The 23,831-nt window shown below is 27.1% G+C and carries 17 protein-coding genes, 3 tRNA genes and 1 other annotated feature; of the genes, 4 read left to right on the top strand and 16 right to left on the bottom strand.

From position 1 onward, the window contains the following. Positions 1-103: 103 nt before the first annotated feature. Entirely contained in the window at positions 104-988 is an 885-nt protein-coding gene (locus tag CP523_RS07930; RefSeq protein ID WP_066675872.1) for a sensor histidine kinase, read from the bottom strand. A gap of 251 nt (positions 989-1,239) precedes the next feature. Beyond that, the gene (locus CP523_RS07925; protein WP_162925971.1) at positions 1,240-2,004 is read right to left on the bottom strand and encodes a DUF1189 family protein; all 765 of its coding nucleotides are present in this window, start codon (positions 2,002-2,004) and stop codon (positions 1,240-1,242) included. A 170-nt stretch (positions 2,005-2,174) separates the two neighbouring features. On the opposite strand from CP523_RS07925, the gene CP523_RS07920 reads away from it, so the two are divergent. The 4 genes from CP523_RS07920 (at position 2,175) to CP523_RS07905 (ending at position 8,074) form a co-directional block, all read left to right on the top strand. Then, a complete protein-coding gene (locus tag CP523_RS07920) occupies positions 2,175-3,401 on the top strand; it encodes a L,D-transpeptidase (protein WP_120140757.1) in 1,227 nt (408 codons plus the stop codon). Positions 3,402-3,594: 193 nt separating this feature from the next. Continuing rightward, positions 3,595-4,953, top strand: coding sequence for a CCA tRNA nucleotidyltransferase (locus CP523_RS07915; RefSeq protein WP_066675865.1), 1,359 nt, complete (start codon positions 3,595-3,597; stop codon positions 4,951-4,953). Positions 4,954-5,188: 235 nt separating this feature from the next. After that, a complete protein-coding gene (locus tag CP523_RS07910; RefSeq protein ID WP_066675864.1) occupies positions 5,189-5,935 on the top strand; it encodes a MurR/RpiR family transcriptional regulator in 747 nt (248 codons plus the stop codon). Positions 5,936-6,301: 366 nt separating this feature from the next. Then, complete coding sequence (locus tag CP523_RS07905; RefSeq protein ID WP_205687139.1) at positions 6,302-8,074, top strand: family 16 glycosylhydrolase; 1,773 nt, start codon at positions 6,302-6,304, stop codon at positions 8,072-8,074. 217 nt (positions 8,075-8,291) lie between these two features. Here the strand turns inward: CP523_RS07905 and CP523_RS07900 are convergent, their stop codons facing one another. From CP523_RS07900 to CP523_RS07835, 14 genes are all read right to left on the bottom strand, one after another. Next, the gene (locus CP523_RS07900) at positions 8,292-8,615 is read right to left on the bottom strand and encodes a hypothetical protein (protein ID WP_066675862.1); all 324 of its coding nucleotides are present in this window, start codon (positions 8,613-8,615) and stop codon (positions 8,292-8,294) included. A 25-nt stretch (positions 8,616-8,640) separates the two neighbouring features. After that, entirely contained in the window at positions 8,641-12,375 is a 3,735-nt protein-coding gene (gene addA / locus CP523_RS07895) for a helicase-exonuclease AddAB subunit AddA (RefSeq protein ID WP_120140756.1), read from the bottom strand. 2 nt (positions 12,376-12,377) lie between these two features. Continuing rightward, positions 12,378-15,821 (bottom strand): helicase-exonuclease AddAB subunit AddB, encoded by a 3,444-nt coding sequence (gene addB / locus CP523_RS07890; protein ID WP_066675855.1) that lies wholly within the window; start codon positions 15,819-15,821, stop codon positions 12,378-12,380. Positions 15,822-15,863: 42 nt separating this feature from the next. Further along, positions 15,864-16,451 carry a GNAT family N-acetyltransferase gene (locus CP523_RS07885; RefSeq protein WP_227909546.1) on the bottom strand — a complete coding sequence of 196 codons (588 nt, stop codon included), beginning with the start codon at positions 16,449-16,451 and terminating at the stop codon, positions 15,864-15,866. A gap of 306 nt (positions 16,452-16,757) precedes the next feature. After that, positions 16,758-17,702 (bottom strand): ROK family protein, encoded by a 945-nt coding sequence (locus tag CP523_RS07880; protein ID WP_066675853.1) that lies wholly within the window; start codon positions 17,700-17,702, stop codon positions 16,758-16,760. A 203-nt stretch (positions 17,703-17,905) separates the two neighbouring features. Next, positions 17,906-17,996: transfer RNA gene (locus CP523_RS07875), tRNA-Ser, on the bottom strand. Between the two features lie 30 nt (positions 17,997-18,026). Then, positions 18,027-18,117, bottom strand: a tRNA-Ser gene (locus CP523_RS07870). A 141-nt stretch (positions 18,118-18,258) separates the two neighbouring features. Continuing rightward, positions 18,259-18,349, bottom strand: a tRNA-Ser gene (locus tag CP523_RS07865). Between the two features lie 246 nt (positions 18,350-18,595). Continuing rightward, complete coding sequence (panD, locus tag CP523_RS07860) at positions 18,596-18,982, bottom strand: aspartate 1-decarboxylase (RefSeq protein WP_066679148.1); 387 nt, start codon at positions 18,980-18,982, stop codon at positions 18,596-18,598. A gap of 14 nt (positions 18,983-18,996) precedes the next feature. Further along, complete coding sequence (gene panC / locus CP523_RS07855; RefSeq protein WP_120140755.1) at positions 18,997-19,842, bottom strand: pantoate--beta-alanine ligase; 846 nt, start codon at positions 19,840-19,842, stop codon at positions 18,997-18,999. A 16-nt stretch (positions 19,843-19,858) separates the two neighbouring features. Next, on the bottom strand, positions 19,859-20,686 hold the full coding sequence (panB, locus tag CP523_RS07850; protein WP_120140754.1) for a 3-methyl-2-oxobutanoate hydroxymethyltransferase: 828 nt from the start codon (positions 20,684-20,686) through the stop codon (positions 19,859-19,861). Then, entirely contained in the window at positions 20,683-21,540 is an 858-nt protein-coding gene (locus tag CP523_RS07845) for a Rossmann-like and DUF2520 domain-containing protein (protein WP_243122402.1), read from the bottom strand. The genes panB and CP523_RS07845 overlap by 4 nt, the downstream gene beginning before the upstream one ends. A 404-nt stretch (positions 21,541-21,944) precedes the next feature. Then, complete coding sequence (gene serS / locus CP523_RS07840) at positions 21,945-23,222, bottom strand: serine--tRNA ligase (RefSeq protein WP_066679159.1); 1,278 nt, start codon at positions 23,220-23,222, stop codon at positions 21,945-21,947. 65 nt (positions 23,223-23,287) lie between these two features. After that, positions 23,288-23,491: a binding site (T-box leader), on the bottom strand. Positions 23,492-23,595: 104 nt separating this feature from the next. Beyond that, complete coding sequence (locus CP523_RS07835) at positions 23,596-23,826, bottom strand: DUF1667 domain-containing protein (protein ID WP_066679160.1); 231 nt, start codon at positions 23,824-23,826, stop codon at positions 23,596-23,598. Between the last annotated feature and the right edge of the window lie 5 nt (positions 23,827-23,831).

Genomic DNA, 23,831 nt, shown 5'->3' with positions numbered 1-23,831 from the left:
ATTTTTATCTTAACATAAAGCACTAAATAAAGCAAGTAATCATATCCAATAAATCTTTTTAAAATATCAAAATATAATACGCTTAATATACTATATTGCTTATTTAAGGTAAATATATATCAGAAAATTCTATCTCTAACATTTGTATCTTATCACTATTTCCTCTCTCAGTAATAATATTATTTTCTTTGACTATTGTTATTGGTAGCTTTACTATAAAGGAAGAACCCTCTCCTTCTTCGCTTACTATATCAATTTTTCCATCATGAGTCTTAACTAAATAATTTACCAAGTCTAACCCTATACCACTACCTGAATTTTCATTACTTTTCTTTTTGCTTATTTGATAAAATCTATCAAATATTTTCTTTTGATCTTCTTTAGATATTCCTACACCTTCATCAGTAACAATTATTTCTACTTCCTTTTCACTTATATAAAGGTCTATATAAACATTCTTATCTTCTGAAGAAAACTTTATTGCATTAGAAATCAAATTCATAACTATTCTATCTATAACTTCTGGATCTGCTGCAATTATACATTCTTCTTCATTAGTGTCAAAAATTAATTGTATATTCTTTTGTTTAGCATATCTATCTATACAACTTATAGTTCCTTCAATCATAGAAACTATATCTATATTTTTCTTATTTAAAACATAATAGTTATTTTCAAGCCTAGTAGTATCTATTAAATTATTAATTAGTTTTAACATCTTAAGACTATTTCTTTTGACAATTTTCATATACTCTATAGCTTTTTTATCCTCTATATCCACATTTCCACATTCAATACACTGCATTATACTTAAAATTACATTTAAATGAGCTCGCATATCATGAGATATATTTAATAAAAGTTCTTCTTGTTTTGTATTTTTTTCTTGTAGTTCAGCTAATAATTCTATTATTTTATTATAACTAGTATTCGAAATACTATCTTTCAAAATATCCTCATATTTTAAAAATAATCCCTTCTCACCCATTCCCCTGAACCTCTCTTATAAATATAACTTCTATCAATTATTAATATTTCTTTATATACTTCTTAGTTTATCATATCCATTTTTTTGTAACAACCACTTTTATAGTATTTTATTACATTTTTTATATATTTTTAACATTATGTTATTTTTTTTTATTTTTTTCTGATTTATTTTGAATATAAATTTATAAAATATCTTAACAATGATTTTAGATTAATTTATATAAAAATAAAAAGCACCATTAGGTGCTTTTATGCTATATTACTATTTTTATTATTCAATGATTTAATTACCATAATAACATATATAGTTGCAATTACTACTGTAAATGCTCCTATTGGTATAATTAAACTTAATATAATAGGTAAAGTCATTGCATATAATGATATTTTTAATATATCGACATACTTTAAATTTGTTTTTTTCATTTTATTAATTAATATTCCTGCCACTGATACTATTAATCCTTGAACTAAAATAGCTGCATATTTTACTAATACCATAACTACAATTATAATATATTTTAATATTGATAGCTTATTAACCGCATCTATTAATGTATCATTATTCATATACTCTGGCATAAAAGGAATATCCTTAAATTTTGCTATGTACTGATCTCCATTGCTTCTAGCAACTACTCCATCTTTAAAAAATATTACAGACATATCTTTATGTACAACTATACTTCTATATGATTCTACATCGTCAACTGATTTTGTAGTATCAAATATACTAATAACACTTCCCTCTTCTTTCTCATATGGAGATTTTTCAAAATTAAGTTCTCCATTTTTCATTTCGAATTTATAATCTTCTTCATTTAATAAATTAATAGCAATATTTTCAAAAGTTCCCAAAAATATTGCTTGAGATATACCCAACGTTAAACCTATTATCAAGCTAAGAACTAATATATACATTAATACTTTATTGAAGCATTCCTTAACTAAAACATCATATCCTCTTATATTAGCTACACTTATTCTCATTCTCTTAATAAAACTTAACTTCACCTTTACGTACCTCCGTAGAATTGGCATTATTTCAGTTAATAACTATTTTATCATATATAAATTTATTTATAAACATATGTAATTTTCGTAAATTTAAATTTTAGGGATTAAAGTTATTACTTTTTGTTAATTATTATATATATAGCTCTATATATTAAGGAGGTAAAAAAATGAAAATTAAATCTAATACAAGAAATAAGAAAAAGAAGAATTTTAGTTTATTTAAATTAATCTCTCTATTCTTATTTTTTATAGTATTAGGGGCTTTTACAAATATTTATCTATCAAATAATTATTATAATAAATTAAATGAATTCTATTATTCATTTAATAAATGTGATTTTAATACTGCACAAAGCAAGTTAGCTTCTCAAAGTCTTTTTATAAAATTCCATAAAAATAAATATAATCAAGATCTAAACAACTATTTTACTGGTGTAATAAAAAAAGTTTGTAATTCTGTTAAATCTGGAGAAATAACGGATAATCAAGCTCTTGCAATACTAACTGAAATAAAAAAATATGATGTACTAAATTCATCATTAGATAAATTAATCGCTTCCTTTGACAGTAATTATGCATCTAATTCAAATAAAGAAGATATATCTAATATCACTAATGAATCTTTAAAATCTGGAATAGAAGCATTAAATAATAAAGACTTTTTAAAAGCTATGTCTTATTTTAATAGCATCTCCAAAGATAATAAAAAAGATTTTAATTCTGCAAAAGAATACATACATAAAACTAAGGAAATTTATAAAAATGAATTAATAACTAAATCTGATGAACTAATAGCTAATAAATATTATACTAAAGCAATTGAGCTACTATCTTCCTATGATACTAATATTTTAGGAGAAAATAATAAAGATATAAATGATAAAATACACTTTGTAAAAATGGTAAAAGATGAATATTTAGCTAATATAGCAAATGAAGATAGTGAATATACCTCAAACGCTATACTTCAATCAATTACTATTGATAATGTAAATGCCTTAAATATAGAAAGTAAAACTCCTTATTTTATCTATGTTAATCTATTACAACAAAAAACTTATATTTATGAAGGAGCAATTAATAATTGGAAACTAATTAAAACATTTGAATCCTCTACAGGGTTGCCAGGAAAAGAGACCCCTAAAGGAGTCTTTGCTATAACTGGTAGAGGTGAATGGTTCTTCTCTGAAGAATTTATGCAAGGCGGAAAATATTGGGTTCAATTTATGGGAGATTATTTATTTCACTCTATTCCATTTAATCAAGATCAAAGCAAAATTGTAGATAGTACTTTAGGAACTCCTGCTTCTCACGGATGTATAAGACTAGAAGTTGATGCTTCTAAATGGCTATATGATAATGCTCCAAATGATACTAAAATAATTATTAACTAATACTCTGAATTCTTACATTACATAAAATATAGACATATTTAAATTTAACTGTTAAATTTATTATATAGAATACCTACACTAATTGATTAGTTCATTATTGTAGGTATTCTTTTGTTTTAAATTCAAAAATATATACTTAAAATTTATGCTACTATAGATATATATAAATACATAATTAAAGGAGTCAAAATCAATGAATATATCTATTCCTAATGATGTTCAACTTATAATAGATACTTTTTATAATAATGGATATAAAGCTTTTATGGTAGGTGGATGCGTCCGTGATAGTATCCTCTCTTGTAACCCTAAAGACTATGATATAACAACTTCTGCATTACCAGAAGAAACCATAAATCTTTTTAATAAAACTGTACCAACTGGAATAAAACACGGTACTATAACAGTACTTATAAATGATGAATCATATGAAGTTACTACATTTAGATCAGATGGAGAATATAATGATAATAGAAGACCTGATTCTGTTACATTTGTAAGAAATATTAAAGATGATTTATCAAGAAGAGATTTTACAATAAATGCATTAGCTTACAATAAAAAAGAAGGATTAATGGATTATTTTAATGGTTTAAATGATTTACAAAATAAAATAATTAAATGCGTTGGAGATCCTAATAAAAGATTTAATGAAGATGCTCTTAGAATGCTTAGAGCTATAAGATTTAGTTGCCAATTAGATTTTCAAATAGATTATCCAACTTATAATTCAATAAGAAAAAATTATAAATTAATAAATAATATTAGTTCAGAGCGTATAAGAGATGAGCTTTGTAAAATTCTTATTTCAAATAATCCCTCAAAAGGCCTTGAGTTATTAAAAGATACTGGAATATTACAAATTATATTACCAGAAATATATGAACTAATAGAATATACTCCCAATTGCAATAATCATAATAGGGATGTTTTTAAACATACTCTTAAAGTTATTGATAATACAGAAAATAATTTACTTTTAAGATTAGCTGCATTATTCCACGATGTTGGAAAACTTAACACAATGACCTTATTAGAAAACGGTCACTGTTATTTCCCTGGTCATAGCTGTGAAAGTGCTACTATGACAAAAAAAATACTATCTAGATTATCCTTTGATAATCTTACTATTAAAAGGGTTTGCTCTATTATAAATGAACACCTTGTTTTAAATGTTAAATATTTACCTACTGATGGTGAAATAAAGAGACTTATTAATAAAGTAGGTTCAAACAATATGAGTTTACTTTTTAGCCTTCAAAGAGCAGATACAAAAGCATTATGGAACCCTCAACCCTTTTTAGATAAAATTGATTTTATGGAATATAGAGTTAATTTAATATTAGAAAATAATGAGCCATTAACTGTAAAAGACTTAGCTATAAATGGTAAAACTATCGCTGAAAAACTAAATTTAAATCCTGGAAAAATAATTGGAGAAATATTAAACCATTTATTAGATGAAGTATTAGATGATAGTTCTTTAAATAACGAAGACATCCTTTTAAATAAGTCAAAATCATATTTAGAATCTAAACATCCATCCCCTTAATATTAAATAGAGCATCTTATCAAAAGACTAAATTAAGCTATAAAATTCATGTAAACAAATATAACTTTACTAATGAATTTTGTAGCTTAATTATTATTCTAAAATAAACTTAATCTTATTTTTGCTAATTCTTTTTTAAACTGTTCAAATCCTTAGTTTATATTGTAAAACCTATCAGTCAGTATATGATATAATTAGCTATTAATATTAATTTGTATATGGAGGAAAAATCTTTATGTTTACATATCAGCAAATAGAAAGTTTAAACGATTTAGAATTACAGGTATATGACTATATAATTAAAAACCAACATACAGTTTTAAAATTAACAATACGAGAATTAGCTCAAAAAGTTCATGTTTCTACTACTACTATATTAAGGTTTTGTAAAAAAATGGGCTGCGATGGTTTTTTTGAATTTAAATATAAACTAAAAGAACATTTAACAGAAACAAGCAAACCTTTCAAATTACATATAAATGATTATGCAGCTATTGATTATTTTAAGCGTTCTAATCATCCTTCAGAATTACAAAAAATAATAGATGCTAGCAAGATTATTAATAAGAGTAAACAAATTATTTTTTTAGGAATAGGAACATCAGGTATCTTAGCTAAGTATGCTTCTAGATGTTTTATTAATATAGGAAAATTCGCTGTATATATTGATTATCCATATTTCCTTGTTCCTGATGGGTTTTATGATGAAACAGTGATTATTGTATTTTCTGTAAGCGGAGAAACAGAAGATATAATAAATCAGATAAGGCAATTTAGAAAGTTTAATTGTGTGGTTATCTCTATAACTAATAGTGAAATAAGCACAATAGCTAAATTATCTGATTTAGTTATTAGTTATTACTTCCCTTTACAAATAAAAGGGGAGAATAAAATAAATTTAACATCTCAAATTCCAGTAATGAATATTATTGAAAAACTTACTTTCTATTTATCTCAATCAGAATGCATTGAAAATAAATAATAATATTAAGTAACATATTTTTTTAAAGTAACACGTTTTATTAGATGTAACATATTACTATTTTTTTATTTTAATGATTTTGAAAACGATATAATTTATAATATAAATGTAATTACATTATATATTTAAAAGAAAATGATGATATTAATATCTCGCCATTGTTGAAATTAATAAAGCTAGTTTATGTAAATATACTTTAAAAAGATATATTTAGTATAAATATTATATACTAGCTTAATTAGAAAATATTCTTGCTTTATGATCTTCGTTAAAGGTTTAAAGCATACTTTAACAGATTTATCACATTCAATTAATAGATAACTAGTAAATTAAAAATGACTTATCTATTAAAAAGGAGGTTTTTTTATGAAAAACTATAGAAAAAAGATATCTTTATTACTATTCATTGGAATAACTAGTGTATATGGATTATCCAATCTTAATATGATAAATGTTAAAGCTGCTACAAATCATCAGTATGATTTAGTGGAATTAAATAAAGTTAATCTAATTAAAAATAGTAGCTTTGAGTTAGGAGATTTAAATTGGAATTTAAATAATGGAAAAATATCTAAAAATAAAGGACTAAAAGGTAGTAATGCAGGAGTTTTAGATACTACTGCTTTAACAGGATCAAATGTAAATGGCTATGTTGGACAAGTAGTATCAGTAGAAAAAAATACAGATTATGAAATTACTTTCTGGGCACGTGTTGATGTGGAGGGAGCTAAGGCAAACTTTAGTATTCGCTCAAATAATGATTCTGGAAAATTTCTCTCTGATATAAATGGAAGTATAATAGATTTAGCTATTACTACTACTGAATGGAAAAAGTACAAAGTAAATTTAAATTCAGGTGAAAATACAGCTATTTTTATTCAATTAGTAAAATGGGCTACTCCTGATGATAATCATTATGATAAAACTAAGCTATGTTCAGCATATATAGATGATGTTTCTGTTATTAATATTAACTCCTTGAATAATAGCTCTAATTACGAGATTATATGGGCAGATGATTTTAATACTGGCAAGTTAGATACTAACATTTGGGGGTATGAACTAGGATCAATTCGTGGACATGAACAACAACATTATGTTAATAGTAAAGATAATATATTTACAAGAGTAAATAAAGAAGGAGGGGAATTAGTTTTAAAAGCAACTAATAGACCTTCCAAAGACCAATATTATAACCCTAGAAATGAAAATAGAAAGGTTATTTACAATTCTGGAAGCATCAGAACTCATGGAAAAAAGGAATTTTTATATGGCCGTATTGAAATGAGAGCAAAATTACCTAAAGGAAAAGGTGTTTTCCCAGCTTTTTGGACTTTAGGATCAGATTTCACTTTAGATGGTAAAATATATAATAAACAAGGAAGAGGATGGCCTGAATGTGGTGAAATAGATATTATGGAATTAACTGGTCAAGAAGAAAATACTAGCTATGGAAATAGAACTGTTTACCAAACATTACATTATGGTATAGATAAAAATGATAATGGTAAATATGCAGGTAATGGAACAAACTACTCACTATCTAATGAAATATTTAATGATGACTATCACATATTCGGAATTAATTGGTCTAAAGGAAAAATTGAATGGTATGTTGATAATAAAATTGTAAGAACTGTGGACTATAGCAATGATCCAATTGCATTAAGTCAAATCGACACACCGCAATATATACAGCTTAATCTAGCTATGGGTGGAGCTTGGCCAGGTGAAGTTGCAACTAACCTTGCTGGAAGTGAATTTGCTATTGATTATGTATATTATGCTCAAAATGAACAACAAAAATCAGATATGGAAAAATATTATTCAAAACAAGCAACTATTACCGGAGTTAAAGATATTTCTATGGTTGCTGGTAGTGAACCAAATTTATTAGATGGAATATCCTCTAATAAAAATACTAGCGTTGATTTCTCTATTGAAAATGAGCCTATGTTTATTAACGATGGTAGCAATAAACCTTGTACTAGTGTTGATCTCCTTTGTAGAGGAAAAGAGGATACTGATAAATTAAAAGCATTACCAAAAGGTAGATATAATATTCACTATACAGCTATTCCTACTGGAGAAAGCGAATCTGGATATGTTCGTAAGTCAGCTATATTAACTATAAAATAAATAAAATATATTGCTTTTTTCTAATATATTAATTCTTTCATTATCCACTACCTATTCTTACCTATATTATTTGAGTTATTAAATTTAATATAGTAAAAACTCCTTCTTCAGATAATATATTATATCATAACCAAGAAGGAGTTCTTTTTATTTAATTTACGCAAAATATTTATACCATTCTAAAGGATAAATTATTTTGTTATTCTTTCTTATAATTTTATGGTAATACTAAATATGTTATTGTTATTAAAACTGTTTCCCAATGATATATTCCTTTATTCTTATCTTTTTTATAGTTTAATACAGTAAATCCTAGTACTACTTGTATTACTAAATATATTATCCAAGCTAACTTTCCTGAAGCTACCATCATTGATTTATCTACTGAAAACATAAGTACTAGCATTCCTATCGCCACAAAAATTTCTCCTATCAGCACAGATAAAATTATCTTATCTTTAATTGCACTGGTTTTACTTACATCTTCTTTAGCTTTATTCCTATTTTTCTTTTCTTTGTTCCTATTTTTTTTATTACTCATTTTAATGCCCCTTAAAATTGATAAACTAATCCAACCTTACTTCTTTGTCTAAATAAAATAAATATAAATAACTTTCTTTAACCTTTTTACCAGTAACTTTTTCGACTGCATCCTTATAATATTGTATTTGAACCTTATATTTTTCTTTTATAGCCTCTTCATTATCTTTTTCAACAAAATCAGTTTTATAATCTAAAAGAACTATTTCTCCATCTTCTTCAAAAAAACAATCTATAATCCCTTGAAGTCTTATCATTTCATTTTCATAAATTTCTTTCGGTAAACTCTTATCTATATTTAAGCTACTCACTTCAGTAAAAAAAGGAAACTCTCTTTTAATCATAGCCCCTGTATTATATGCTTTTAATAATCTTTCCCCTAAATTACTTTCAAAGAATAGTTGTATCTTCTTATATTTTACTACATCAGCTTCTTCTTTTGTTATTAATTTTTTATTTTTCATCTCTTCTATTTGATCTTTAATTTCACCTATACTACTGACACTGTTTAAATCAATTTTTTGCATAATAAAATGTACTATAGTTCCTCTTTCAGATGCTGATAACCCCTTCTTCTCTTGTAAAAACCTAGGCTTTATAATTTCTTTTTCTCCAAATATTTTTACTGTCCTTACTTCATCATCTACATCTTCATATGCGGCTCTTTTTAAATCTGAAACAGAAATATTACTTGGTAAAGTTCCTGCATACATATATTTATATTCATAACCTAATCGTTTTTCAATTTCCTTATCCACAGTGCTCTTTTTAGAAGTTATAAACAGTTCTCTTTCTTCTAAATTATCCACAGCCTGATTTTTTTTATCAACAACTAAATCATTTTTACTCCAAAATTGTACACTCCATGTGGAAAAGTCATTAGATAAACCATCTCCGCATGCTCCTATATAATCTCTTAAAACTTCCCCATTTCTATGCTTGAACATTGCCATTCCAATCCAATCTAAATAACTTTTCCCTTTCAAAACTTCTGAAGGTAATATTAAGTTTAAATCTAAAGTTGATGCTGAATACCAATTTGATACCGTTTTTTCTAAATTTCTAGTTGCTCCTGTAATTATCAACTTTTCTTTAGCTCTAGTAAAAGCGACATATAGTATTCTCATTTCCTCTGATAATGTTTCTAACCTTATTCTTTTTTTGATTGCTTCTTTCGCTAAAGTACTATATGAATTTCTTTTATTTAAATCAACATACTCTGGTCCAAAACCTAATTCATCATGATATAAAATAGGATTATTCAAATCCATAAGATTAAATTGCTTACCTACACCAGATGTAAATACTACAGGAAATTCAAGTCCCTTACTTTTGTGAATACTCATGATCCTAACTACATCTTCATTTTCACCTAATATTTTAGCACTTCCCATATCACCAGAAGACTTTCTCAACTTATTAATAAAATTTATAAAGTTAAATAGCCCTTTAAAGCTAGTTTGCTCATATTGTTTTGCTCTTTGGAAAAGTATTTTTAAATTCGCTTGTCTAAGCTTCCCATTTGGCATTGCTCCTACATACCCATAATAAGCTGTATCCATATATAAAAACCATATAAATTCATCTATTGGTGTATAAACAGCTTTTCTTCTCCACTTATTTAATCCATTTATTAGGGCTTCGCACTTTATTTTAAGCTCTTCATCACATTCATATTTATTTTCTACTATATCTCGTATAATCTCATAAAAATATTTGTCTTTATCTAATAACCTTATATCTCCTAATTCCTCTGCTGTAAATCCCATAATAGGCGATCTTAATACAGATATCATAGGAACATCCTGCATAGGATTATCTATGATTTTTAAAAGTGCCATTATTGTTCTTATTTCTATTGATTCAAAATATCCTGTTCCTGTATCTGCATAAACAGGTATTCCTTCATATCCCAACTCATCTAAGAAAATTTCTGCCCAATTTTTAGTTGCTCTTAATAAAATAACTATATCCTTATATTTTATGGGTCTATACTCTCCAGTTTCCTTATCTAAAACTTTATATACTTTTCCATCTTTTGAATTAAAAAGTTCATTTATTCTTTTAGCAACTATTCTAGCTTCTAAAGTTATTGAATCTAACTCTTCTTCTTCGTTCTCTACTTCATCATCCTCATTGTTATACAATTCTCCAGACTTATCTAATATATGAAGTTCTATAGGTCCTGCTATCATAACATCATCTTCATTTATTTCTTTATAATTAGCTCCTAGATTTAATGCTTCCTCCTCTGTATATTCTAGTTCCCCAACAATTTTAGACATAACCATTTTAAATATATAATTAACACCATTTATTACTTCTTCTCTACTTCTAAAGTTCTTATATAATTGAATCTTTCTATTTTTTTCTCCTTCAAGTAATGGATATTTATTATACTTATCTAAAAACAATTCAGGTTTTGCTTGCCTAAATCTATATATACTTTGTTTAACATCTCCAACCATAAATACATTTGGATTATCTAAACTCTTTCTAGATACTAAATCTATTATAGTTTCTTGTACATTATTAGAATCCTGGTATTCATCTACTAATACTTCATCAAAAAACTCTCTAAATCCTTCTGCTACTTTAGATGGTTTTATATCTCCCTTTTCATCTTTATCTACTAATATCTTTAAACAGAAATGCTCTAAATCATTAAAATCTAATATATTTTTTTCTTTCTTCTTCTCTGAAAATCTTTTAGAAAATTCTAATGTTATTTCCGCTAATGTTCTCATATAAGGATATGAATTCTTTATACCTTTTAAAGATTCCTCTGGAGTCATAGAAAAACTATCTTCTATAAGTTTAGCTATTTTTTTCTTTATTCCATCCCTTATATTTTTAACAGTCTTTTGTGCCTCTTCATCTGATACATTATTTTTTCTAACTACTTTAAGCTTTATAAACTCAACTGCTGATAAACTACTATATAAATCTTCCATTCCATTATCTAAGGATTCATAAACTCTTCTTAGTGCCTCTATATCACTTAAAAATGCAGGTAAATATGGTTCTAAACCTTCTGTTTCATTTATTATTTCTACAGCCTTATTTAACATACTTAAATATCCCTGTGTTTCAACAGCTATATTTTCCTTTAAAATCTTTACCCATTCTGTACTATTTAATTCTTCCAATGTATCTATATTAAATTCATCTGCTTTTTCTAATAACCATTTTTCAGGCCAAGGTCCACTCATAGAAAATCTATACAAATCTAAAACTATATTTTTTAATTTTTCATCATCTCTATAGCCACTATAAGCTTCTAATAGACTTTTAAAACTTTCATTTTCTTCTTCATAATAATCTTCGAAAAGCTCATTTATTATTTCTAATTTTAACAAAGTATTTTCTGTTTCATCTGAAATTCTAAAACTTGGATCTAAATCTATTGTATGAAAATAATTTTTTATAACATCTAAACAAAATGAATGCATAGTAGTTATATTAGACCTGCTTAATAATGTTAGCTGTCTTTGTAATGTTTTTGAGTTTGGATTTTTCTCTAAAGCTTTAGAAATAGCACCTGCTATTCTTTCTCTCATTTCCGCCGCTGCTGCTGATGTAAAAGTAACTACTAGTAATCTATCAATATCTACAGGATTACTTTCATTTGTTATTATTCTTATGATCCTTTCTACTAATACCGCTGTTTTTCCTGATCCAGCTGCTGCCGCTACTAGAAGATTACACCCCCTTGTAGTTATTGATTGTAATTGTTCATCTGTCCATTTAGTATCTCCCATAGTTACTTTTCACCTTCCTTCTCAATACCTTCAACTGTATCTTTCATAGATTGCCAAATTTCATCGTTATCTTTTTTCAATATAATTTTATATTTATTATCTTGTATTCCAGTATCAAATTGACATATAGATGAGTAATCACAATAAGTACAATAAGTAGTCTGATTATATTTACATGGCTCTATTTTTATAGTTCCACTTAACATCTCCTCACAAATATCTACCATTTTCTTATTGACATATTCTCTTAAAAGCTTAAATTGTTCTTCAGTAACTACTGAACTTTTACTTGTGAAATCTCCATCTTTTTTAAAAGTTGCTGGTATAACTAATGAGTATGTCTCCATATTTTTATCCATTGCCCTAACTAATTTAGCATCTTTTAAAAGTAATCCGTTCATTTTTAATTTTTCTAATACTTGCTTTTGAATTTCATCTTCCGATAATTCTTTCTTTGATTTTATTATTGGATCATCTATTCTAAAATATAATATAGCTCCTGGAATTACTTGCTTATCTAAAAGATACTGTGAATTTTTAATTAATGCATCTAAATATACTAATAGTTGTATTTGAAGTCCATAATACAGTTCATTTAAATCGAACTTCTTTGCCCCTGATTTATAATCAACTATTCTTATATACGTATTGCCATCCATATTTAAAGTATCTATTCTATCTATTCTTCCCACCAAATATACAGTTTCATTTGAATGTAAATCTATCTTTATTGGCTCTCCATCTTTAAAGCTTCCAAAAGAAAATTCATTTTTAAATACTTCAAATTCTCCTCTTTTCATTTGCTCTGCAATAACCATAACAGATTTTGTTATAGTTCTTCTAAATCTATCTGCAAAATACATATATCTCTTATTACTATTTAATATTGAATTAGAATCTTCAGCTAATTTTATACTAATAAGTTCTCCTACAATATCCCCACATTTACCCTTATCTAAATCTGACCAAGCAATCTTTTCATCCTTAACCTTATTAGTAAAAGCATCTAATATATCATGCATAAAAGAACCTAAATCTGGTGCTGTAAACTCATATACTTTTCTATTCTTAGCCTTTAATCCGTATTGAACATAATATCCAAAAGGACACTGTGCATATTTTTCTATTCTAGACACACTAAATTTAAGCTTTCCAGTATCTGTAGCATATAATTTTCTTATTTTCTCCTTTGACATATTTTCAACTAAATTAGAATAATTTAATCCTTTAAACATTCTATTAATCTTATCTTTAAACTCTTCATTCCCTTCAAACCACTTAAATGTTTGTGCCCAATAATCCTCAACCTCTTCACTATCAAATTCCATTCTTAATGCAGATATTAACTCATTAAAAGTTGGTATAGGTGCAGTTATTTTATTTAATCTATCTTCTTTTAAACTCTTATTATATATATCACTTTCTTCTTCTAAGTTTGGAAAAAGCCTTTTAAGTCTTGGAATTATTATTGATGGCCTTAATGATTTCCCTTCAAAATCTGCCATAGGATAGATAACCATTAAATATTTTGATGGAATTGTTAACGCCGTATAAACCATAAATTGTTCTTCAAAGGCTCTAGTTTTAGTATCAGATGCTAATTCTACTCCTATCTCTCTAAGTAGTATTCTTTCTCTATCTAATATAATCCCTTCCTCTTTATTTGCAGAAGGTAAAATGCCATCATTTACACCAACTACATATAAAGCTTTAACATCTCTTCCTTTTATTCTAGCAATATCACCTATATTAACCTGATCTAAAGAAATAGGAATAACCCCTATTTCTTGCTCTTCAAATCCTGATATTAATATTTTAGCGAAACCCTTAATATCAGTAACCTCATCACCAAGAACTTCTACAGCCTGATCTAATATATCCATAACTATAGCTGGAACTTGATTATATTCTTTTATTCTATCTTGCAAACCATTATTATCAAATTCTTCTAACCATAGTTCCATAACTTTAAACACATCTAGTTCAACTAAGAATTCATACAATGCAGTACAAATTTCTATTACCTTTTTCTCACCCTTTATTTTATTATATAAATTTATTAAAGGTCTTCTCACTTCTTCCATTACTTCTGTTATTAATATATCTTCTTCAGTTAATTCATCATTTTCTTTAGTAATTAACTCTCCAGTCCACTTATATCCTTTAATTCCATTAGCCAATACATAGTTTTCTAATATATCTATATAATTAGAATCAATAGTTATAAGTCCACTTTTTAAATACTTAAAAACACTCTCATAAGACCAGTTGCTAGATAATATTTCTAATGATGATATTATAAGAACTATTAAAGGATTATTTAAAACATCCCTCTTTTTATCTAAAAAATATGGAATATTATACTCATTAAATATTACAGAAGTAATTTTTTCATAATTATCTATTTCTCTACATACTACTGCTATGTCCTTAAATCTATATCCATTATCTCTTACTAGACGTAATATATCTTTTGCTACTGTTTCTACTTCATCATAACTATTATTAGCTTTATATATTCTTACATCATTTACTTTATTTTTATATTCTTTAAACGGATAAGTGAAAAAATGTTTTTCTATATGTTGAAGTTCTTTACTATTAATAAATCTATGTGAATATCCCTTATTTAAATTTATAGGCTCTACATATCCTATATTATTTTCTTCCATCATCTTTAATATTTTATTTTCAGTGCTTTTTATTGCATCAAATATATCAGTTTCATCAGTTTTACTTCCATTATTTAAGCTATCACAACATAATGTTATATTTATAGTTTTAGCTTTCTTAGCTAATCTCTTTATAACTTCTAATTGCTGTGGCGTAAATGTAGTAAATTCATCTAGCCATATTTCAGCATCATTATATATATCACAACTATTTAATTTTTCTGCAAGAAAGGTAAGTTCATCTTCTGAATCTATATATTTCTCATGTAATATTTTATTAAAATCATTAAATAATAATCTTAAATCTTTTATCTTCTTTTTTAACTCTTCATCTTCAATATCAGCTTCTTTTAATTCCAACATTTCCGGGGAAATATTATATTTTTTAAATTCAGTTATTGTCTTAGAAACTATTCCTGTAAATCCCTGTTGTTTAGACATTCTATTGAAATATTCAAGATCTTCTCCATTGTCTTTAAGAATCTTATGTATTAACATATTTTTCCCTGAATCTTTCATTCTTATATTAGTTCTTCCACCGCATTCATCAAATACTATATAAGCCATTCTTTTAAAACTTAGAACCTCTGCTGTTAGCAGTCCCGATTCACCTACCATATCTAAAAGGTTTTTTTCACTTTGAAAAGTATATTGCTCTGGAACTAATAAAATTAACTTTCTATTACTCCCATTTTCTATTTTCTTTTTTATTTGTTCTAAACAAAATCTACTTTTTCCAGTTCCTGCTCTCCCAAAAATAAATCTTATTCCCATATCCACTCTCCTATTTTTACTATAATTTAATTATTACCTTATTTAAAATTTAAATTCTGATTTAAGCATTCCCATTAATACTGTATCTATATATTCCCCATTTAAATAATACTTACTTCTTCTAATTCCTTCTTCTTTAAAACCACAATTTTTATAACATTTAATAGCTCTCTCATTATCTTTAACTACTTCCAATTCTATTCTGTGAGCTTTCTTCTTTAAAAATAGATATTTACACAATTGATTAACAACATCTCTACCATATCCTAATCCCCAATAACTTTTTCCTATAGTTATTCCAATTGAATAAGTATCTATTGTATAACTATTTTCTTTATAGTAAACATATCCTATAACATCGCTATCTTTATTTACTACAGATAATTCTTTCCTGTTTGGTCTATTTAAATGATGGAATCTTTCTATTATTCTATCCTTAGAAGGAATTCCTACCGATCCACAATTATATTTTAAAACCTCTACATCTACACATATATCATATAAAATATCTATATCCTCTTTAACTACATCTCTTAAATATATTTGTTCTCCAAAAAGCATACCCTCACCGCCATATATAATTAAATTCTCTATACTTGAATAATACTCCTCTTTCTTTTCCTTTACCAATTTATTACTTATAATTGTAGCCTATTATCTTCATAAAGTTTTTAAATTTGTTAGTTTACTTAATATTTTACATATTAATAAAAAAAATCGTCAAGGCGACTTTAAATCTACAGATTATTTTTACGCATCTATCCTCTACAAAGCTAGCCTCAAGAGAAACTGCTACACACATACTTTATTTTTTATTCTTTAGACCAATTTACTTAGTTTTAAATTAATGGGTAAGTTATTCACAATTTAAATATTTATATAATTTCCTAAAGAATAAAAAAAGTTCAGGCTTTTTTAGCCTGAACTTTTTAAATATTATTTACTTTCTAGAATAGCTAATGCTGCTGCTCCTAATACCCCAGCTTTGCTATCTAACATAGCTTTTTTCACTTCACAATGATTTGCTATAGTTCTTAAACATCTTCTATCCATTTCTTCTTTAATTTTATCAAAAACTATTCTACCACCATTACTTACTCCACCACCAAGAACTATAATGTCTGGATCAAATATATTAGCTGCATTTGCTATAGTAATTCCTAAATATGTTAATGCATTGTTTAATATATCTTGAGCCTCTCTATCTCCCTTTTCAGCTTCTATAAATACTTCTCTAGCTGTAATCTTTTCATAATTCTTTAGACTTGTATATGCGTTACTTTCAACGGCTTCATTAGCTCTTTTCATTATAGCTGTTCCTGAAGCTAAACTTTCAGCACATCCAGTATTACCGCATCCACATCTTGGTCCACCATTCATAACTGTCATATGTCCAATTTCTAAAGCATTTGATGTGCTTCCTCTAAATAAGCTACCATTTAATATAGCTCCTCCACCTATTCCAGTACTTGCAGTTATAAATACCATATTTTTGCTTCCTTTACCAGCACCAAACATAAATTCACCTAAAGTTGCTACATTTGCATCATTATCTAGATAAGTATCAACATTATATTTTTCTCTTATAGGTTTTACTATATTAAAATTCTTAAATGGTAAATTTGGAGTATAAACTATTAATCCTTTTTCTACATCTAAAGGACCTGGTGACCCTATTCCGATAGCTCTTACTTCATTAATATCAGAGCCTACTAATACATGATCTATTGTATATAATATTTTTTCTAAAACAGCCACTTCACCTTTATCCGCTTCTGTTTTAATTGTTATTTCCTTTTTAATCTTTCCGTCTAAATCAACTAATGCAGTATAAATTTTAGTACCACCTAAATCAACACCAATTACATACTTCTTCTCCATTTCTTCCTCCACAAAACTATACTTATTTATACTATAAGTATATCACCTATAAAATTGTTTACAAAACTAAAATATATCTTTAATTTTAAATTATCTCTACATATCTTTATAATAGTACTTATTATGCAATCGCTTGCATTAAACTCTTTTATATTTTATTATTTAAATATAAAAAAACATCTAACTTAAAGTTAGATGTTTTCTGGCGGAGAAACCGGGATTTGAACCCGGGCGCCAGTTGCCCGACCTACGCCCTTAGCAGGGGCGCCTCTTCAGCCACTTGAGTATTTCTCCATGTGCCTTACATTTTATTAAATATAAAACTGGCGGAAAGACAGGGATTCGAACCCTGGGTACCCGTAAAGGTACGCCGGTTTTCAAGACCGGTGCCTTAAACCAACTCGACCATCTTTCCATATTCTTTGCCTTGCGACAGTTATTATTATAACAACGACTCTTTTAACTGTCAACATAATTTTTATATTTTTTTATATTTTTTAAAGAATTTTATAATTATAAATTATCTTCCCTTTTTGCTTATTTTGAGCAAAAAAAATGGCGGAAAGACAGGGATTCGAACCCTGGGTACCCGCAAAGGTACGCCGGTTTTCAAGACCGGTGCCTTAAACCAACTCGACCATCTTTCCACGTCTCACGACAAGAATTATTATATCAACGTAAATCTATTATGTCAACACTTTTTATAAAAAATTTTATAGTTTCTTTATAAAAACTATAATTTAGTAATTATTTTTAAGATACTACAAATGAAGAGTATCTAGTAAAATTAAATGTTCTTACTAGATACTCTTCATCATTGTATTATTTAATTTTTATTAAATTTAAGATATATTTTATAACTTACTATTTAAAAACATACACTTATATAATATTTAATCTGATAATTTTCCATGTTTCTCATATCTTGTAATTCTACTTATTCTATTTTCATTATTTACAAATATAACTCTTGGTTTATGATCCTTTACTTCATTTGAATCTAACTGACAATAACTCATTATTATTATCTTATCATTAACTTGTACACATCTTGCAGCAGCTCCATTTAAGCATATCATTCCTGTTCCCCTTTCTCCTGCAATTGTATATGTTTCAAATCTATTTCCATTATTTATATCAACTATTTGTACCATTTCATACTCTAGAATTCCTGCTGCATCTAATAAATCCTCGTCTATAGTAATACTTCCTACATAATCTAACTCTGCTTGAATTACTGTTGCTCTATGGATTTTCCCCTTTAACATATTTAACTTCATATTTATACCTCCAACTAAACCTCAAACGTAAAATTATCTATTAATCTAGCTTTTCCTATATTAACCGCTATAGCTACTAATATACTTCTATCTATTTTTTCTATTCTCTCCATAGATTTACTATCAACAACTTCCACGTAATCTACTTTAGCTAAAGGTTCTTTTTTTATATTTTCAATGATTATATCTCTTATTGCTTTAGCACTCTTTTCTCCGCTACACAATTTAATTTTAGCTAATTCTAAAGATTTATTTAATATATTTGCTGCTTTTCTTTCTTCTTGTGATAAATAAAAGTTTCTTGAACTCTTAGCTAATCCATCAGATTCTCTAACTGTAGGACATCCTATAATTTCTATATCTATATTTAAATCTCTTACCATTCTTTTTATTATAGCTAGTTGCTGAGCATCCTTCTCTCCAAAATATGCTCTATTTGCTGGTGCTATATTAAATAGTTTTAATACAACAGTGCATACCCCTCTAAAATGAACGGGTCTACTTTTCCCACATAATCCTTGAGTTAGACCATTCATATCAACAAAAGTTGAAAAATCATTAAAATACATTTCTTTTGCATCTGGATTAAATATTAAATCAGCTCCTGCTCCTTCACAGATACAACTGTCACCATCTAAATCTCTTGGATAATTATCTAAATCCTCTGCTGGACCAAATTGCATTGGATTTACAAATATGCTAACAACCACCTTATCATTTTCCTTGGCAGCTCTCTTTATTAAACTTTCATGCCCTTCATGTAAATACCCCATAGTTGGAACTAACCCAACTGTAAGTCCATCTCTTTTCCATAACTTAATTTGTTCTCTAACTTCTTTTATGCTCTTTAAAATTCTCATCTAAATCCCTCTTTTATTAATAAAGTTTTTCTATTACTTCATCACTAATTTTAAAGCTATGAACTTCTTCTGGGAAAACGCCATCTCTAACTTCATTTATATACTTTTTAAAGGCACCATTCATTATTTCTCCTACATTGGCATACTTCTTAACAAATTTAGGTGTAAAATCATTAAACATCCCTAACATATCTTGATAAACCAGTATTTGTCCATCACACTTATCTCCGGCACCAATTCCTATTGTAGGAATACTTAATTCCTTTGTTATAATTTCAGCTAATTTAGCAGGTACACATTCTAAAACAACTGCAAAGGCTCCAGCCCTTTCTACCGTTTTAGCTGCTTCTATTAATTCTCTTGCTGCGTCTTCATTTTTTCCTTGAACCTTAAATCCTCCTAAAGCATTAATAGATTGTGGTGTTAAACCTATATGTGCCATAACAGGTATAGACGCTTTAACTATACCTTCTATCTTGTCACAAACTTCTATTCCACCTTCTAATTTAACTACATGAGCTCTTCCTTCTTTTATAAGTCTACCTGCATTTACTACAGCATCATAAACTGATGTCTGATATGACATAAAAGGCATATCTGCAACAACTAATGTGTTTTTTACCCCTCTAGACACAGCCTTTGTATGATGAATTATATCCTCCATAGTTACAGATAGAGTGTCTTCATATCCTAAACATACCATTCCTAAAGAATCTCCAACTAATATCCCATTAATTCCCGCTTCATCTATTATCTTTGCTGTTGAATAGTCATATGCTGTAAGCATTGTTAACTTTTCATTATTTTGTTTAGCTGCTTTGAATGTAATAGCTGTATTTTTCATTTCTTTCCTCCTAGATATTCCTCTAACTCTTTATAATCTCTATTTTTATTTTTTACCTTTGCAATCTCCAAAATATTCTTAGATAATATCTTATACATAATCTCATCTTCACTACTTAATGATTTACAATGTGACTTAATAGTACTTAAATCTCCTCTTTCAATAGGACCAGTTAAACTATTTTTAATGCCTTTTTCCCTTATATTCTTTACATTAAATATAATTAAAGGATAAAGAGCATTGATAGCCTCTTCCTCTTTAAATCCACATTGTTCTAAATAACTTACACTATTATTAATAAGCCCTAAAACCAAGTTACTTACAATAACAGAAGCTGCATGATACAAAGCCTTATTTTCATTACTTATTATTGTTGCTTTATTTCCTAAAGATTCTATAAGCCTTTTAAATTTATTTCTGTATTTTTCATGTCCTTCAATTGTAATAAAAGCTTCCTTGAGATTTTTATAAGAATTATATTTATCTGAGATTGCTAACATTGGATGAATAGAATATCCATAAGCACCATACTGGTTTATATTTGAAAAGATACTTGAAGATAATGAGCCACTACAATGGCAGATTAATTTATTTTGAATAGACAGTTTTTTTATTTCATTCCAAACCTTTTGAATTTCTCTATCAGGTGTAGTAATAAAAATAGCATCACTTTCATTTATTATTTCTTTTAAATTATTATATTGTTTTGTTTTTGTAAAAATTGAAGCTTCATATGCGGAGTCTTCATTTCTACTGTAATATCCAGTTACAGTAATATTATTTTCAGTTAGATATTTTCCTAAAGAAAAACCAACCTTTCCTGCACCTATAAATCCTATTTTTATAATTATCACCTCCAAAATAGAGTGTGATACTATTAAGTCTCATTCTTTATGATATGAGCTGTCTAATTAAAATAATTCAAATATAAATTTAATGGTGTGGTTTATTCCAATACCACCCACATACACATTATCATATTATGTTATTTTATTCAATAATTTACAAATTAATTTTTTATGAAAAACTATTTTTGCCTACCAGTATAATCGCTATAGTAACCTCTCTAAAAGGAAAATGAAGCTGTATAAAATCTATATAATTTAGTGATTATTTTTCATTCACTACAAATAAATAGCACCTAGTAAGAATATTTAATCTTACTAGGTGCTATTGGTATATCTAAATTTATTATTTAATTTTTATGAGATATAAATCATATTTTCATAACTATCTTTTTAAAGACATCCGTTAAATCTTATTTTATTTCATCACAGTTCATAAATCTTCTTAATGCTTCTGGAATTTCTACTGTTCCATCCTCTCTTTGATAGTTCTCTAATATAGCTGCAACAGTTCTTCCTATAGCAACACCTGAACCATTTAGTGTATGAACAAATTGTGGTTTATCCTTTGGCGTTTCTTTATATTTAATATTTGCTCTTCTAGCTTGGAAATCTTCAAAATTTGAACAACTTGATATTTCAACATATCTATTATAACTTGGCATCCATACTTCTATATCATATTTTAATGCTGCTGTGAATCCTAAATCACCTTTACATATTCTTACTATTCTATACGGTAATCCTAAACCTTGTAATACTGATTCTGCATCTTTTACTAGCTTATCTAATTCATCATAACTTTGTTCTGGCTTACAGAATTTAACTAGTTCAACTTTATTAAATTGATGTTGTCTTATAAGTCCTCTAGTATCTCTTCCTGCTGATCCAGCTTCAGCTCTAAAGCAAGCTGAGTAAGCAACATGTTTAACAGGAAGATCAGTGCCCTTTAATGTTTCATTTCTATACATATTAGTTACTGGAACTTCAGCTGTTGGAATTAGGAAATATCCATTGTTTTCAACTTTAAATGCATCTTCTTCAAACTTTGGTAATTGACCTGTTCCTGTCATACTATCTCTATTTACCATATACGGTGGTAATACTTCTTCATATCCATTTTCAAAAGTATGCTTATCTAAGAAATAGTTAATTATAGCTCTTTCTAATCTAGCCCCTAATCCTTTATATATAGTAAATCTTGAACCTGTTACCTTACCAGCTCTTTCAAAATCAAATATATTTAAATCTGTTCCTAAATCCCAGTGAGCCTTTGGTTCATAGTTAAACTTTGTTGGCTCTCCCCATTTCTTTATTTCCACATTATCTTCATCAGTATCTCCCTCTGGAACTTGTGGATTTGGTATATTTGGCATTCTTAACATTATATATTCTAACTTTTCATCTATTTCTGATATTTTAGCATCATCTTCTTTTATTTTGTCTCCAAGTTCCCTCATTTCAGTCATTATTGCTGTAACATCTTCTCCAGCTTTTTTTAATTTAGGAATTTCAGCTGAAACTTGATTTCTTTTGCTCTTTAATGCTTCAACATCAACTAATATATTTCTTCTTTGCTCATCTAAAGCTATTATTTCATCAATAGTTGATTCTTGAAAATCCTCACCTCTATTTGCTAAAGCCTTTTTAATTTCTTCTGGATTATTTCTAATTCTTTTTAAATCTAACATTTTATATCTCCTCTCTATAATAAAAAATCAATTTTAGAAAATAAAAAAGAGCCTTCTCCCCTAATAAAAGGGACGAAAGACTCCGCGTTGCCACCCTAATTGATAGTATTATAAATTATACTATCCTCTTAAAAAATATAACGGTTAAATCCGTACTGCTCATCACAGTCCCTCCAAGGTGGATTCATAATACTTTACTATCGATTTGCAGCAACCATCGACTCTCTTAAAGTAAATAATATTATTACTAGCCTCTTCATAGGTTTAATATTACATTTTAGTTAACTTTAATATATTATACTATTTCTAACTTGTCAATAATTTACTCACATTTAATTTATTCTTATCTATATAATAACCATATTATATTTATTTATTCTTGTTCTAGTGTCCTTGTGCATATTATGTTAATTCCAGTATTTAGTATATTTTTACATATAATATCACCTGAATTAATAGGTATATTAACATAAATTCTACCTAAAACCTTAGATAATTCAACCCACAATTTTTTATCTACCTCTTCACTACTCTTTACTGAAACTACTTTATATTTATCACTACCTTTTACTCGAACAATAGAGGTAAAAACATCCTTATCCATAGTAG

It is taken from the genome of Clostridium septicum, assembly GCF_003606265.1.
Lineage (GTDB): Bacteria > Bacillota > Clostridia > Clostridiales > Clostridiaceae > Clostridium > Clostridium septicum.
The sequence above is the reverse complement of the archived record's forward strand: the minus strand, read 5'-3'. Positions and strand labels throughout refer to the sequence as shown.

Excerpts from the sequence above, each read along its gene's own strand:
- CP523_RS07930 (WP_066675872.1), bottom strand. The coding sequence starts at position 988 with ATGGGTGAGAAGGGATTATTTTTAAAATATGAGGATATTTTGAAAGAT.
- CP523_RS07920 (WP_120140757.1), top strand. The coding sequence starts at position 2,175 with ATGAAAATTAAATCTAATACAAGAAATAAGAAAAAGAAGAATTTTAGT.
- CP523_RS07915 (WP_066675865.1), top strand. The coding sequence starts at position 3,595 with ATGAATATATCTATTCCTAATGATGTTCAACTTATAATAGATACTTTT.
- CP523_RS07910 (WP_066675864.1), top strand. The coding sequence starts at position 5,189 with ATGTTTACATATCAGCAAATAGAAAGTTTAAACGATTTAGAATTACAG.
- CP523_RS07905 (WP_205687139.1), top strand. The coding sequence starts at position 6,302 with ATGAAAAACTATAGAAAAAAGATATCTTTATTACTATTCATTGGAATA.
- CP523_RS07900 (WP_066675862.1), bottom strand. The coding sequence starts at position 8,615 with ATGAGTAATAAAAAAAATAGGAACAAAGAAAAGAAAAATAGGAATAAA.
- addA (WP_120140756.1), bottom strand. The coding sequence starts at position 12,375 with ATGGGAGATACTAAATGGACAGATGAACAATTACAATCAATAACTACA.
- addB (WP_066675855.1), bottom strand. The coding sequence starts at position 15,821 with ATGGGAATAAGATTTATTTTTGGGAGAGCAGGAACTGGAAAAAGTAGA.
- CP523_RS07880 (WP_066675853.1), bottom strand. The coding sequence starts at position 17,702 with ATGGAGAAGAAGTATGTAATTGGTGTTGATTTAGGTGGTACTAAAATT.
- panD (WP_066679148.1), bottom strand. The coding sequence starts at position 18,982 with ATGAAGTTAAATATGTTAAAGGGGAAAATCCATAGAGCAACAGTAATT.
- panC (WP_120140755.1), bottom strand. The coding sequence starts at position 19,842 with ATGAGAATTTTAAAGAGCATAAAAGAAGTTAGAGAACAAATTAAGTTA.
- panB (WP_120140754.1), bottom strand. The coding sequence starts at position 20,686 with ATGAAAAATACAGCTATTACATTCAAAGCAGCTAAACAAAATAATGAA.
- serS (WP_066679159.1), bottom strand. The coding sequence starts at position 23,222 with ATGTTAGATTTAAAAAGAATTAGAAATAATCCAGAAGAAATTAAAAAG.
- CP523_RS07835 (WP_066679160.1), bottom strand. The coding sequence starts at position 23,826 with ATGGATAAGGATGTTTTTACCTCTATTGTTCGAGTAAAAGGTAGTGAT.